We start from the raw sequence: 13,622 nt of genomic DNA, 5'->3' as shown, positions 1-13,622 counted from the left end.
CCAGGGTAGAGGAGACGTGGCCGTGGATTCGTCCGCGGGTCAGACGCGGGCCTTCTCGATCGCCTCCCACCGGCGCAGGTTGTGCCGGGCGTCGCTCAGCGCGTCGTGCGCGTCCGACGGCGTGGGCGGCAGCGCCGGTCGGCCCGCGGCCTCCCAGTGCTGCCGCAGCTCACGGGTGAACCGCGGGATCTCACGCGGCAGCGCGGTCATGGGACCCCACAATTGGCACAGCACGACATGGTCGTAAGCGCCCACCCAGGCCCACAGCTCGATGTCGGAGCCGTCGGCGGTGAGGAACTCGAGGAGATCTTCCCGGATGCGTCGACGGTCCCGCCACGCGGACGACGACGGCGAGGGCAGTTTCGGCAGCACGTTGGCCCGCACCCAGTCCCCCGCCCGGCCGGGGTCGAAATCGGTCGACACCGCGTAGAACTCGCGGCCGTCCTCACCGACGACCCCGATCGAGACCAGCTCGATGGTGGTGCCGTCCTCGATGAACTCCGAGTCGTAGAAGAAACGCATGGGTCAAGTATTCACACACACTCGTGCCGACCCGCTCACCGCGCACCGTTTCGCCATACCGCCCTCCGGCTGTCTACCCTGGTATTTCGTGCGCTCCAGGTCCGTGCTGGCGACCGCTCTCCTGGCGGCGTCGATCATCGCGCGGCTCGTCTGGGACACGCTGACCGTGAACGGCAGGAACTTCGTGGACCTGCACGTTTACCGCGACGGTTCGGCGGGTCTCGCCGACGGGTCGCTCTATCTCTTCACCTACGCCGGTGAGACCGACTTCGCCCTGCCCTTCACGTATCCGCCGTTCGCGGCCGTCGTGTTGTACCCGTTGTCGCTCGTGCCATGGGACCTGGTGGCCATCGGCTGGCAGCTCGCGACGTTCGGAGCTCTGTACACCTGCGTCGTCCTCGCCTTACGCCTGTGCGGGTCGACGACCGACGTCTACTCCGTGGCCGCACTCTGGACCGCCCCCGCGATCTGGTGCGAACCGGTCCGGGTCACGCTGGACTACGGCCAGATCAACGTCTTCCTTATGCTGGGCACCCTGCTGGCGGTCACCTGGGCGCGCAGCGACCGCGGGGTGCTCGCCGGCGGCGCACTCATCGGTCTGATGGCCGGGGTCAAGCTCACCCCGGCGGTCTCCGGGCTCTGGTATCTCGCCGCCCGCAAACCCCTGGGCGCCCTGGCCGCCGCGGTCGCCTTCGTCTTCACCGTCCTCGGTTGCCTGCTGCTCTTCCCCGACGTCACCCGCACCTACTACGGGACCCTGCTCGGCGACGCCGAGCGCATCGGTCCCGTCGAGGCGGTGATCAATCAGAGCCTGCGTGGCACCCTGTCCCGCTTCGTGGGCTTCGACGTGGGGTCGGGCTGGATCTGGATGGTCGGCGTCCTGGTCGCGGTCGTGGTGGCGGTGTTCGCCGGCCGTGCGGTGTCCGACGCCCTCGGCATCCTGCTGGTGGTCCAGCTCTTCGGACTCCTGGTGTCGCCGATCTCGTGGGTGCATCACTGGGTGTGGATCATCCCGCTGGGAATCTGGCTCGTGCACGGCACCGGTTCGCGGCGCCGGGGCGCGCGGGCGGTCCTCGGGATGTGGATCGTGGTCGCGGGCCTCGGGATTCCGTGGTTGCTCCGGGTCACGATCGAGTACGGTCCCCATCCCCCGGCGGCACTCGAGGCGATCTTCGGGGCCGCGTGGCCCGCGGCCACGTTCGTCACCTTCGCCTGGATGATCGCGACGCGCGCCGCGCGCGACGAACCCCGCGACACCCGACCGCGCGACGTCGTCGCCGCGGCGATCGTCGCCGACGGCCGCGTGCTGCTGGCGCAGCGGTCCCGTCCGGCCGAACTCGCCGGTCTGTGGGAACTGCCCGGCGGTCGTGTCGAGTCGGGGGAAACCCATGCGGCGGCGCTGGTTCGGGAGATCCGCGAGGAACTCGGAGCCGAGGTCGAAGCCGGCGAGGGCGTCGGCTCCCCGGTCGCGCTGCCCGGTGGCCTGACCCTGCACGCCTACGTGGCGCGGTTGCGCTCGGGGACTCCGACCGCGCTCGAGCACCTCGCCGTGCGCTGGTTCTCCGCCGACGAGCTACGACACCTCGACGCCGCCGAGATCGTCCCGGCAGATCGCGACTGGATACCAGAGCTGTGCGCCGTCCTGGACGGCACCCGGGTCGGCGACGCCGGCTGACCGACTGCGGCGAGCGTTGCCGAGAAGCGAGCTTGCGCGCATCACCACGCTCCTGAAGAGCGCTTGCGAACATCACCCCGCTCCCTTAGGAGGCCGCAGCTTGCGGAGGGGCGCAACCAACCACCGCTCCCTGAGGAGCGCCCGGAGCTTGCGGAGGGCGCGTCACGAAGGGTTTGCCCCGCATCTCACCAGGACCCTTCGTGACGCTCGCAAGCTCGCTCCTCAGGGAGCAGAGGGAGGGCATCGCTCGCACCTCATCTCAGGGCGCAGAGGGAGGTCAGAGACTTCCTCAAGCGGCGGCGTCGGCCGCCGGGGGCTCGACCGGCGGGGCCTGGTTCTTCAGGCTCGCGGCGTAGACGTCGACGTACTGCTGACCCGAGAGCTGCATCAGCTCGTACATGATCTCGTCGGTGACCGCGCGTTCGATGTAGCGGTTGCCCTCCATGCCCTCGTAGCGCGAGAAGTCCAAGGGCTTGCCGATGCGCACCGACACCCGAGTGGGTCGCGGCAGGATACTGCCCGGCGGGTTGAACTTGTGGGTGTCGATCATCGCGACGGGGATGACCGGCACCCCGGTGTCCATGGCCAGCCGGGCGAGACCGGTCTTTCCCTTGTAGAGGCGTCCGTCGGGCGATCGGGTGCCCTCGGGGTACATCCCCATCAGCTTGCCCTTGTCGAGCTGGCGGCGTGCCGCGGTGAGCGCACCCTCGGCGGCCTCGGCCCCCGACCGATCGATGGGGATCTGACCGACCGCGGTGAAGAACCAGCGCTGGAAGCCACCCTTGAGCCCCGTACCGGTGAAGTACTCGCTCTTGGCGAGGAAGTAGATGCGGCGATCCACCATCAGCGGCAGGAAGAAGCTGTCCATCACCGCGAGGTGATTGCTCGCCAGGATCGCCGGGCCGTCGGTCGGGATGTTCTCGTGTCCTTCGATCGTCGGCCGGCCGAGGACCCGCAGGATCGGACCGAGAAAGATGTACTTGAACGCCCAGTACCACATGAGAATCTCCTCGCCGCGCACACCGACCCGATGACCACCGCCGGACAACCGCGCCGCGGAGACCGCGGAACCGAGGAGTGTCCCGACGCCAAGACCTTACCCGCGTCGCACTCTACCGTCCGGCCGGGACCGCTCGGGGTCTCGCCGGGAGCACTCAGAGCCCGGAGACCGGCCGTGTCTCGGGGTGCGGGTCGGCCAGAGGGCGTGCGGCCGTCCGGATCGCCTGTCGCGCAACCTCGGCCGCGCCCACGACGCCGGCGGTCTCGCCGAGCTGGGTACCGCGGATACGCGCGAGCTGACGGTGTCCGGCACCGGTGACCTGGCGGGCGTAGTGCTCCCGGGCCTCGTCGAGGAACAGCCCCGACGCCGCGCCGACGCCGCCGGCCAGGACGATGAGGTCGGGGTCGAAGATGTCGGCGATCATCGCGAGCCCCTGGCCGAGCGACGTCGCGAACCGCGCGAACGCGGCCAGCGCGACGGCGTCCCCGTCGGCGGCCGCGCGGGCGACCCGACGGCCGGTCAGCGACCCGGGGTCCGCGGCGACATCGGCGGCGAGTTGGCTGCGCCCCCAGTCGCCGTCGGCGAGCAACTCGACCACGGTGTCCACGAGTGCTGTGCCGCTGCAGTACCGCTCCCAGCAGCCGCGTTTGCCACAGGCACAGGCGCGCCCGTCGGGGACGATCGTCAGATGTCCGAGTTCCGGTGCGACGCCGTAACTTCCGCGATAGATCTCCCCGTCGATCACGAACCCGGCGCCGATCCCGGTCCCGATCGCGAGGACGACGGTGTTGTGTCCACGGGCGGCCGCGCCGAACCGCCATTCGGCCACCGCGGCGGCGTTGGCGTCGTGTTCGGCGAAGACCGGGATCCCAACGCGGCGGGTCATCTCCTCGGCGACCGGCGCCTCGCGCCAGGGCAGATGCGGCGCGAACCGGACGATGCTGCGGTCGGTGGTCAGGAAGCCGGCGATCGCGAGCCCGACGGCCTTCGCGTCCCAGCGCGAGGTCAGTTCGCCGACCAACCGGTCCAGACAGTGTTCGAGCGCGGCCGCGGTCGGCGGGGTCTGCGCGCGGAGGGTGTCGAGCATCGTCCCCCGGTCGTCGACCACCGAGGCGCGCACGCTGGTGCCGCCGATGTCGATGCCGATCGTCAGGTCGCCCATCAGTTCTCCTGCCCGGGGCCGGGTCCGGGGGGCGGCGTGGCCCGCCGTGAGGCATCACCGCGTCGCGGTGTGCCGGCCTCGCGCCCGGCGGCCGGTCCGTTGAGTCGCACTGCAATCGGTTCGTACTGGCGTGGTGTCGCCGATGAGGTCGGCGACGAACGCAGCGCCTCGGCGATGGCCTCGAGTACGGCGATGACCGCCGCGATCAGCCGGGCGACCAGATCGCCGATCTCGGCGAGCAACGAGGTGATCTCCCCCGACGCCCCGGAGAGCGCATGCCCGAGCGGACCACCGTCGGCGAAAGCAGCGAAACCGGGGCGCGTCCCCGTTGCATCCGCACCACCGGCGGTGGCCGACTGCGGAGCCGGCGCGAAGAGCGCGGCCAGGTGGTCGATCTGGGCGGCCAGTCCGAGCAGCAGGTCGCGCACCGGATCGGCGGGTCCGTCGCGACGCCCGTCCGCGGACCCGTCACCGGCCTGCCGGAACGTCTCGTCGTCCGTGCCCATCGCCAACTTTCCCCTTTCCCGGCCCCGCGCGAACACCCACCCGCGTGTCTGTCGTCGGGGTCATCGGCACCGTACCCTGCCGTCTCGAACAGTGCGGTCTGGCGAACGTACCCCGCCCGGGCGGGATCATTCCACCACCGCCGTCCCACCTGGCCGTCGGGAACTGGGCGGCGTCGACGTACCGGGCCGAGGAACCGGCTCAGTTCTGCGGCCGGGGCCACACCGCCGGATCGGGGACGAAGCCGATGCCCAGGGTCGTGCCGTCCCAGTCGGCGTCGACGACCGTGCAACGTCGTAGCACCGACGGCAGCCGCACTGGATGGCGGAACCCCGCAATCGTCACCAGGAGGTCGTCTCCGCTGCGCCCGAGAGCCAGCGAATCCGGATCCGGTAGGCGCTGCGGCCACGACAACCGGTACACCGGACCAGTCGGCTTTCCGCTCACGCGCCCCTGGCCCGCCTCGACCTCGGCCGCCGCCGAACCCCGGGGGACGCCGTGCGGTGCCGGCAACGAGACCGAGAGCTTGCGGAGCCGCGCCATGCGATCGATCGCACCAGGCGATTTCTCGACCACCTCGACGACGACGGAACGCGAACCGTCGGAACCGGCGAGTTCGGCCCGCACCATGTCCGCGACCTCGGCCGCCGGTTCGGCGCCGACGCCCGCGTTGACCTGGACCGAGGCCAGCGGCAGGCCCATGAGGTCGGCAGCGGCGAGATGGTGGCCGGTGAGTCGTCGGCTCCGGTCGTCGGCGGCGAGAACGAGGTGCACCGCCACCGCATGCGGATCGGCGAACAGTTCGGCGATGTCGAGGCAGTCCCGGTCGATGGCGTCGACCGCGGCCGTCAGTTGCGCGACCATCGGACGCTCGGAAGCCATCGCGAGGCGTCGGTGACGCGGCCAGAACCGGTTGAGGGCCTGGCTGAGAACTGCTCCGCCACGGAGGAACTGGAGTGGGTCACCACACCCGGAACAGTCGACGACGATCCGCTGCCACCGGCCGCTGATCGCCTCGTCCCGGATACGGCGCAGGAGCAGGAAATCGTCGATCCCGGGCAACGAGGTGAGCTCGGCGGCGTCGATCCCGGCCAGGGTGCCGACGCCGGGCAGGGCCGTCTTGCTGCGGCTCACGGTGTGCTCGAGCACCTCGACGAACGCCGACCATGTGCGTTCGGTGAGGTCCAGTCGGTCCAGGGTCAACAGGTGCAGGTATTTGGACACCGCGACGGGCTCGCCGGGCCGGCGGTACACCCGTGCCCAGTCGGGAACCGGCGACCAGCGGTCGACGGTGATGAGGAGCGTGTCGGATTCGGCTGCCGACAGGCCCGACCGGGGCACGGCCTTGGCCGCCCGGGAGGTGCCGGGACGCTGGGTCGCGCCGGCGGCCGCGACCGCGGAGACACCGGAACCCCCCGGCCCGAGCACGATGTGGATGGGTGTGAGATCGATCAGCCTTCGACCCTCTTCTTGAGGTCGTTCAGCGCGGCATCGGTGATCGCCTTCTCGGCTCGCCGCTTCAGCTGCCCGATCATGGGCACCTGCAGGTCGACCATGAGTTCGTAGGTCACCTTCGTCGATCCCGGGACCTGTTGGGTCAGCACGTATCGTCCGCGCTGATCCTTCTGCAGATCGCTCGACACCAGGCGCCACGACACCGCGGGGGCGTTCCGATCCCATTCGTAGGCAAGCACATACGTGTCTTGGAGGACGCCGGCGTCGAGCACGAACCGGACCTCGAGGGCGCGGCCGGCTTCATCGGTGCGCAGCACCTCGACCTCGCGGGCGGCGGTCACCCACTCCGGGTAGTGCTCGAAGTCGGCGATGACGGCGAGGATGGCGTCGGCGTCGGCGCCGATGACGATGTCGCGTTCGGTGTGGTCGGCCATCACCGCATCCCGGCCGACTCGAGACCGGCGGCGGGACCACCGACGACACGGCCCTTCTCCAGCAGTCGTTTGACCTCGAACGAGACCTCTTTGCCCGTCACGCGGCGCAGCTTGTTCTCCTCGGCCAGCACGTCGGCGCGGGTGCGGGGGTCGTCGGGCAGCGGACCGGTGGGTTCGGCGTGGAGGAAGTAGTGGAGCACGAAGCCGTCGAGGACCGCCTCGTTCCAGATCTCCATCGTCCCCGACACCGGACCCGCGACCTGCCAGCGCACGCCCTGCTCGCCCCGGTCCTCGGTGACCGCCAGACGCAGGTCCGGCCACCACCGGCGCCAGTTGGCGGGGTCGCCGATCACGGCGGTCGCCGACGGCGGCGCCGCGGCGACGAAGACCTCGTCGGCCACCTGGATGCTCGTCACGCCCACTAGCTTCACATACTCGTGTCGGCGCAGGGTAGTGCACCCGAAACCGACGTCGCGATGAGTCCGATTCCGTGTCGGGGATACGATTCGGTGACTGATGTCTACTGGAGGGTAACCACGATGGGCGAGTACAGCGTGCCCGCGAAGTTCTCGATCGGCGACGACGAGAACTGCACGAACATCATCTTCGGCCTGGCGCACCGATCACCGCAGCACATCGTGTTCCGCCACAAGCAGGGCGACCGGTGGGAGCCGGTCACCGCCGCCGAGGCCGCCTCCCGCATCTCCGCCATCGCCAAGGGCCTGATCGCCTCCGGGGTCAACCCCGGGGACCGGGTGGCGCTGCTGTCGCGCACCCGCCTCGAGTGGAATCTCTTCGACTTCGCGATCTGGTCCGCGGGCGCGATCACCGTGCCCATCTACGATTCCTCCTCCGCCGGCCAGATCGAATGGATCATGCAGGATTCCGGTGCGGTCGCGATCGTCCTGGAGGACGACGGACATCGCGCCGAGTTCGAGTCCATCGACTCCCTGACCACGCCGGTGACCGTCTTCCAGATCGACCGCACCGACGGGCCGGGTGCCGTCGGCGAGCTCGTCGCCGCCGGTGCCGACGTCCACGACGACGAGGTCGCGGCCCGCCGGGCCACCGTCAAGGCCGCCGACCCGGCGACGCTGATCTACACCTCGGGGACCACCGGACGCCCCAAGGGCTGCGAACTCACCCACGCCAACATGCTGTCGGAGGTGCGGGCGGTCCTCGCCGGCGACATCCTCGATCAGGTCATCGCCCGCGACGAGAAGCGTCTGCTCATGTTCCTGCCCCTCGCCCACGTCCTCGCGCGCGCCATCACGCTCGTCGCGATCGAGGCCGGCGCCGAAGTCGGGCACACGAGCGACATCCCGAACCTCGTCGACGAATTCGCCGTCTTCAAACCGTCGCTCATCCTGTCCGTGCCGCGCGTGTTCGAGAAGGTCTACAACACCGCCCGCCAGAAGGCCCACGACGGCGGCAAGGGCAAGATCTTCGACGCCGCGTCCGAGACCGCGATCGCGTACTCACAGGCGAAGGAGAAGGGGCAGGTCGGACTCGCACTGAAGGTCAAGCACGGCGTCTTCGACGCGCTCGTCTACAAGAAGCTCCGGGCCGCCCTCGGCGGCGAGTGCCAGATGGCGATCTCCGGTGGCGCGCCGCTCGGCGCCCGACTGGGCCACTTCTTCTCCGGCGTCGGCGTGCCGGTGTACGAGGGCTACGGCCTGACCGAGACCACGGCCGCGTTCAGCGTGAACACGCCGTCGGCGTCGAAGATCGGCAGTGTCGGAAAACCGTTGTCGGGCAATGCCGTTCGGATCGGTGACGATGGTGAGGTGCTGTTGCGCGGCGGGGTCGTCTTCACCGAGTACTGGCAGAACCCCGAGGCGACCGCATCCGCGGTCGTCGACGGCTGGTTCCATACCGGCGACCTCGGCACCGTCGACGCCGACGGCTTCATCACCATCACCGGCCGCAAGAAGGAACTGATCGTGACCGCGGGCGGCAAGAACGTCTCCCCCGCCGGACTCGAGGACGTCATCCGCGCCAACGCCCTGATCTCGCAGGCCACCGTCGTCGGTGACGCGAAACCGTTTGTGGCAGCCCTGATCACGATCGATCCGGAAGCGTTCCCGGCGTGGAAGGAGCGCACCGGCAAGCCCGCGTCCGCGACGGTCGCCGACCTCGCCGACGACGCCGACCTGCGCGCCGAGGTCCAGTCGGCCGTCGACCTCGCCAACAAGACGGTGTCGCATTCAGAGGCCATCAAGAAGTTCCGCATCCTGCCGACCGACTTCACCGAGGAGACCGGCGAGATGACGCCGACCCTCAAGGTCAAGCGCAACGTCGTCGTGGAGAAGTTCGCCGGCGACATCGAGGCGATCTACCAGCGGTGAGCTCCCCGCCTGCGCCGGTTGCTCCTCAGAGCAACTGGCGCAGGCGGGCCGCCATCTGGCTCCACTGCCAGTTCTCGACGACGTAACGCCGTCCGGCCCGGCCCATCTCGGCCGCGGCCGCGCGATCACCGAGGATCGCCAGGATCGCCAGGGCGACCGCGTCGACATCGGTCCCGTCGACGGCCGTGCCGGTGACCCCTTCCTCGATGGTCTCCGGCGCCCCACCGGACAACCCGGCGACCACGGGCACGCCCGACGCCGATGCCTCCAGGTAGACGATCCCCAGGCCTTCGACGTCCAGCCCGCGTCCCCTCGTCCGGGACGGCATCGCGAAGACGTCCGCGATGTTGTGGTACGCCGCGAGGTCGTCGGCGGGCACCGAGCCGGTGAAGATCACATGGTCGGCCACCCCGGTGTCTGCCGCGAGGTCGCGCAGGGTCTTCCCGTAGGGACCACCGCCGACGATGACCAGCGTCGCGTCGGGGATGGTGCGTCGGATCAGCGGCAGGGCGCGGATCAACACATCCTGGCCCTTGCGGGGCACCAGCCGCGACAGGCAGAGGATCGTCGGACGTTCCCCGAGGTCGAGACGTTCGCGAAACCGCTGTCGCAGCACCGGATCCGGGGCGAACCGCTCGGTGTCGACGCCGGGGGGCAGGTGTTCCAGGGCCGCGCGGGCGCCGAAGGCCGACGCGAACCGGCCGCGGGTGTATCGGCTGACGAAGGTGATCACATCGGTGTGGCGGCCGATGTGCCCGAGCACCTGCCGCGCACCCGGCAGCATCGACCACCCGACCTCGTGACCGTGCGTGCTGGCGATGATCCGCTGGGCGCCCGCGCGACGCATCCCCGGCGCCAGCACGGCCAGCGGCGCGGCCGCGCCGAACCACACCGTCGAGATCTGTTCGCGGCGCACGATCTCCGCGGCACGCCGCGCCACGAACGGGGTGGGGAGCATGAGCGTCGTCGGGTGCCGGTACACCCGATACGGGGCGGCCGCGTCGAACTTCTCGTGCGAGTCACCACGCCAGCGCGGCGCGTAGACGACCACGTCCTCCGGCGGCAGCAGGTCCACCAGATTCTGCAGGTAGGACTGGATCCCGCCCGGACGGGGCGGAAAGTCGTTGGTGAGCAACAACGTTCGAGACATCAACGGGCCTGCACTTCGAGCCACCGCTGCCATCCCGCGACCAGTTCGGCACGCGTCAGCCCGACACTCGAGGCGATCGCCGCGTCCTGCGCCGCGGGCAGGGCGGACGCCGCGACCCCCATGTACATCTTCTTCAGCCGCGCCTCGTCGAATCGATCGGCGACGTAGGCGGCCAGCGACCACGCACTCTGATAAGCCACCTGTGAAGTCTGACCGTCCATCGCGAAGTCGGTGTCGGCGGGTGGCCCGGTCGGAACCCGACCGGCACGCACGGACGCGATCAGGTCGGGTGCGGCATCCGCGATCCTCGTGTGAGTCCCTCTGCGCCCGACGTATTCGGCCACGCCCTCGGTGATCCAGAGCGGCGCGTCGAGCGCGGTGTGAACGCGGGCCGCGACATGGGTCAACTCGTGCCGGAGAACCACCGCGAGCGTCGGTGCGGCGAGTTCCCGGGCCGCCGGGGTCAGGATGATGCGCTGTCCGGTCGCGGTGCGCTGGACCAGGTCGAGGCTGCTGAACACGGTCGCGGCCGCCGCGGTCCCGGTCGCCGCTCGACCCTCGGGTACGAGGGCGGCGAACTCGTCGTCGGTCGCCGTGGCGACCACGACGGCGCGGCGATCCCAGTCGTCGCCCCAGAAGTCACTGACGGCATCCACCGCCCCGGGCAGCTCCCGCTGCAGCGTCGCCACCGTCGAAGACGTTCGGGGATACGAGGCGACCACCGACGTGCCGCCTGCGGTCGCGGTGTCGGCCACCTGGAGTCCGGGCAGCTCCCAGATCTGAGTGGGTGCGGGGTCTCCTCCCAGGGCCGTGGCGTCTCCGACGAGGCGCCAGGCCTCGCCGTAGCGGGCGACCACGAACTGGGTGCCGACGACCACCTCGGCCTCGTCGACTCCCGGGACCCCCTCACCGCCGAGCGCATAGCGCAACTCCACCGGAGCGACCCACGAGTCCGAACTCCCCCCGGCATCGAGGAGCTCCTGCAACTCACCGGGTACGAGCACCTCCGCCTCTTCGGTGGGCGCAAGCTGATAACCGAACCGTGCGAACCGCAGGGTGCCGCTGCGACCGTTCCGCGGCGTGAACCGGCTGGGCGCGAAACCCGCGGCGGCCGTGACGAATCTGTCCTTGAACGCCGGAGTGGCAGCGGTGTCGACGAGGGTGCCGATCGCCCGCACATCCCCGGAACGCACCGCTTCGGTGAGCGCGTCGAGCAACCGCGTCACGCCCGCCGCACGATCACGCGCGTAGACGTTGACCGCGGGGCTCGACGACACGGGCGCTGCGGACGAGCCGGGCCCGTCGGGCACGTCGACCGTGCCGCACGCGGTGGCAACTGCGATGACCAGAACGACCACGGCCGAGACGAGGCCGGCGCGCCCGCGCGGTGAGGTCACCGGTGGGACTAGAACCGGCGGGCAGAGTTGTACGGTCCGGCCTCGTCGAGCGGCTCGACCTTGACCGGAACGCCGAAGGTCGAGGCGTGGATGACATAGCCGTCACCGACGTACATACCGACGTGATGGGCATCGGGATAGTAGATGACCAGGTCACCGGGCTTGAGATCGTTCTTCTCGACCGGCTGACCACCGGCCATCTGCGCCTGACTCGATCGCGGGATGGTCTTGCCGGCCTGCCGGAACGCCCACACCATGAGTCCCGAGCAGTCGAACGAATTCGGTCCGGTGGCGCCCCACACGTAGGGGTCACCGATCCGGGTGAGCGCGGCGTGGGTGGCGATCAGCCCGGCGGCGGTGCCCTTGGGCACCAGTCGCGGATCGAAGTCGAAGGTCGGACCGCGCAGAGCCGCCAACTGCTTGCCGGTCATCGACTTGTAGATCGACCGGATCTGGATCGCCTGGAGCTGCAGGTCGGCTTGCTTCGTCTGAAGGTCACCACGGACCCGTTCGGCGCGGGAGACCGCCTCGGAGGCGGCCACCGCCGTGCGCTCGGCATCCTTCTTCGCGATGGCGGTCCTGGCCCGTACCTTCTTGATCGCGGTCAGGTCCACCGACGCCTGACGCGAGATCATGTCGAGACCCGACATCTGGTCCAGGAGCGCCTGCGGGGAGTCGCTGACCATCACGGCGTACAGCCCGCTGACCCGCGCGCCCTGATAGCTGGCGCGGACGATCGCGTCGACTCGGTTCTGGTGCACGGCGAGCTGGGCGCGGCTGGTGTCCAGCGTCTGCTGCGCCTCGGCCGCGGCTTTCTTGGCCGCCGCCACGATGCCGCGCTGCTTGTCGTACTCGATCTTGGCGTTGTGCATCGCCTCGGTGGTCTTCTCCGCGTCGATGCCCAGTTGCTTGTAGCGGTCGAGCAGCTGATCGGCCGAGCGCGCGGGCACCGCACGGGCGTCCCCGACGCCGCCGGCGACGGTCGGTGCCAGAACGGCGAACGCCGACAGGACACAGAGCGCCACCATCAGCGGACCCGAACGCATCCTCGGCCGCGTCGCGCGACCACGCCCCTCCCCGATCAGCACGGTCTACTCACTCCCTCGTGTGTGCTCGTCGATCCCTGAGCATCCCGGGCCCCTGCACCCGTACCCCGCGTCCCGTCGACCACCCTAGGCGGCCGACCGGCCCCCGGGACTGGTTCGGGCGGATCGCAATCCACGCGATCCGCCCGTCCAGAGACCTTCGTGCTCAGTCTGTTCGTGTTCAGTTGTCGTCAGTACCGACGGATGCCCGTCAGGGTCCACTCCTTGACGGCGTCGCGCTTCACCGGCGTGCCGTAGTTGGACGAGTGGACGAACTGACCGTTGCCGACGTAGATGCCGGCGTGGCCGCCACCGTTGAAGATCATGACGTCGCCGGGCTTGGCCTCGGAGTACGACACCGCGCGTCCGCCGCCGAGCTGGCCGTAGCTGTCGCGCGGGATGTTCTTGCCGGCCTGCTTGTAGGACCAGTAGACGAGGCCCGAGCAGTCGAATGCGTTGGGGCCGGCGGAGCCGTAGGAGTACGGCGCACCGATCTTGCTCTCGGCGGCCTTCACGGCCTTCTGACCGGCGGTCAGCTGCGGCTGGCCCAGGGGCGCGCCACCACCCTGCGGGCGGAACTGCTGCGGGATCTGCTCCGGCGCGATACCCGGCACGGTGAACTGCCCCAGGTTGGGGATCTCGACCGTGGCGGCGGGCGACTTCTTCACCGGCGTGGCCTCAGGCGCGGGCTTGGTCTCCGGGGCCTTCGCGCCGGGCAGGGCCGGGATCTCGAAAGTGCCCAGCGGGGTGTGGACCGGGGCGGCGAGAGCAGGGCCGGCGGCTGCGGCGAGCGAACCGAGTGTGATCGATCCAGCGATCACCGCCTTCTTGGCGACCGTGCTGCCACGATTGGGCTGTTCCAAACGATGTTTGGCCACGAAGCGAGTTCT

13 protein-coding genes are annotated in these 13,622 nt (G+C 70.0%); 2 read left to right on the top strand and 11 right to left on the bottom strand.

The features are described from left to right. Positions 1–39: 39 nt before the first annotated feature. A complete protein-coding gene (locus B1818_RS11505) occupies positions 40–522 on the bottom strand; it encodes a polyadenylate-specific 3'-exoribonuclease AS (protein ID WP_058251695.1) in 483 nt (160 codons plus the stop codon). A 103-nt stretch (positions 523–625) separates the two neighbouring features. On the opposite strand from B1818_RS11505, the gene B1818_RS11500 reads away from it, so the two are divergent. After that, entirely contained in the window at positions 626–2,197 is a 1,572-nt protein-coding gene (locus tag B1818_RS11500) for a mannosyltransferase (protein WP_078112814.1), read from the top strand. Between the two features lie 289 nt (positions 2,198–2,486). Here the strand turns inward: B1818_RS11500 and B1818_RS11495 are convergent, their stop codons facing one another. The 6 genes from B1818_RS11495 to B1818_RS11470 form a co-directional block, all read right to left on the bottom strand. After that, positions 2,487–3,197, bottom strand: a complete 711-nt coding sequence (locus B1818_RS11495; protein ID WP_058253139.1) for a 1-acyl-sn-glycerol-3-phosphate acyltransferase — start codon at positions 3,195–3,197, stop codon at positions 2,487–2,489. A gap of 154 nt (positions 3,198–3,351) precedes the next feature. After that, positions 3,352–4,359 (bottom strand): ROK family protein, encoded by a 1,008-nt coding sequence (locus tag B1818_RS11490; RefSeq protein ID WP_058253064.1) that lies wholly within the window; start codon positions 4,357–4,359, stop codon positions 3,352–3,354. After that, on the bottom strand, positions 4,359–4,865 hold the full coding sequence (locus tag B1818_RS11485) for a hypothetical protein (RefSeq protein ID WP_058253065.1): 507 nt from the start codon (positions 4,863–4,865) through the stop codon (positions 4,359–4,361). The genes B1818_RS11490 and B1818_RS11485 overlap by 1 nt, the downstream gene beginning before the upstream one ends. A gap of 199 nt (positions 4,866–5,064) precedes the next feature. Continuing rightward, on the bottom strand, positions 5,065–6,294 hold the full coding sequence (locus tag B1818_RS11480; RefSeq protein ID WP_078112874.1) for an ArsA-related P-loop ATPase: 1,230 nt from the start codon (positions 6,292–6,294) through the stop codon (positions 5,065–5,067). Between the two features lie 20 nt (positions 6,295–6,314). Next, complete coding sequence (locus B1818_RS11475) at positions 6,315–6,752, bottom strand: SRPBCC family protein (RefSeq protein ID WP_058253066.1); 438 nt, start codon at positions 6,750–6,752, stop codon at positions 6,315–6,317. Continuing rightward, the gene (locus B1818_RS11470; protein WP_058253067.1) at positions 6,752–7,183 is read right to left on the bottom strand and encodes a hypothetical protein; all 432 of its coding nucleotides are present in this window, start codon (positions 7,181–7,183) and stop codon (positions 6,752–6,754) included. The genes B1818_RS11475 and B1818_RS11470 overlap by 1 nt, the downstream gene beginning before the upstream one ends. A gap of 108 nt (positions 7,184–7,291) precedes the next feature. Between B1818_RS11470 and B1818_RS11465 the strand changes: the two genes are divergently transcribed. After that, on the top strand, positions 7,292–9,100 hold the full coding sequence (locus tag B1818_RS11465; protein WP_078112813.1) for a long-chain fatty acid--CoA ligase: 1,809 nt from the start codon (positions 7,292–7,294) through the stop codon (positions 9,098–9,100). Between the two features lie 25 nt (positions 9,101–9,125). Here B1818_RS11465 and B1818_RS11460 read toward each other — a convergent pair whose 3' ends face one another. From B1818_RS11460 to B1818_RS11445, 4 genes are all read right to left on the bottom strand, one after another. Then, positions 9,126–10,250 (bottom strand): glycosyltransferase family 4 protein, encoded by a 1,125-nt coding sequence (locus B1818_RS11460; RefSeq protein WP_078112812.1) that lies wholly within the window; start codon positions 10,248–10,250, stop codon positions 9,126–9,128. Continuing rightward, a complete protein-coding gene (locus B1818_RS11455) occupies positions 10,250–11,647 on the bottom strand; it encodes a hypothetical protein (protein WP_078112811.1) in 1,398 nt (465 codons plus the stop codon). Before B1818_RS11455 ends, B1818_RS11460 begins: the two co-directional genes overlap by 1 nt. Positions 11,648–11,655: 8 nt before the next feature. After that, entirely contained in the window at positions 11,656–12,693 is a 1,038-nt protein-coding gene (locus B1818_RS11450) for an NlpC/P60 family protein (RefSeq protein ID WP_068972099.1), read from the bottom strand. Between the two features lie 230 nt (positions 12,694–12,923). Continuing rightward, the gene (locus B1818_RS11445) at positions 12,924–13,610 is read right to left on the bottom strand and encodes a C40 family peptidase (protein ID WP_078112810.1); all 687 of its coding nucleotides are present in this window, start codon (positions 13,608–13,610) and stop codon (positions 12,924–12,926) included. Positions 13,611–13,622 lie beyond the last annotated feature (12 nt).

The organism is Gordonia sp. IITR100, assembly GCF_002009645.1.
In the GTDB taxonomy this organism is placed as follows: Bacteria; Actinomycetota; Actinomycetes; order Mycobacteriales; family Mycobacteriaceae; genus Gordonia; species Gordonia hongkongensis.
This window is presented reverse-complemented; position numbering and strand designations above follow the sequence as displayed.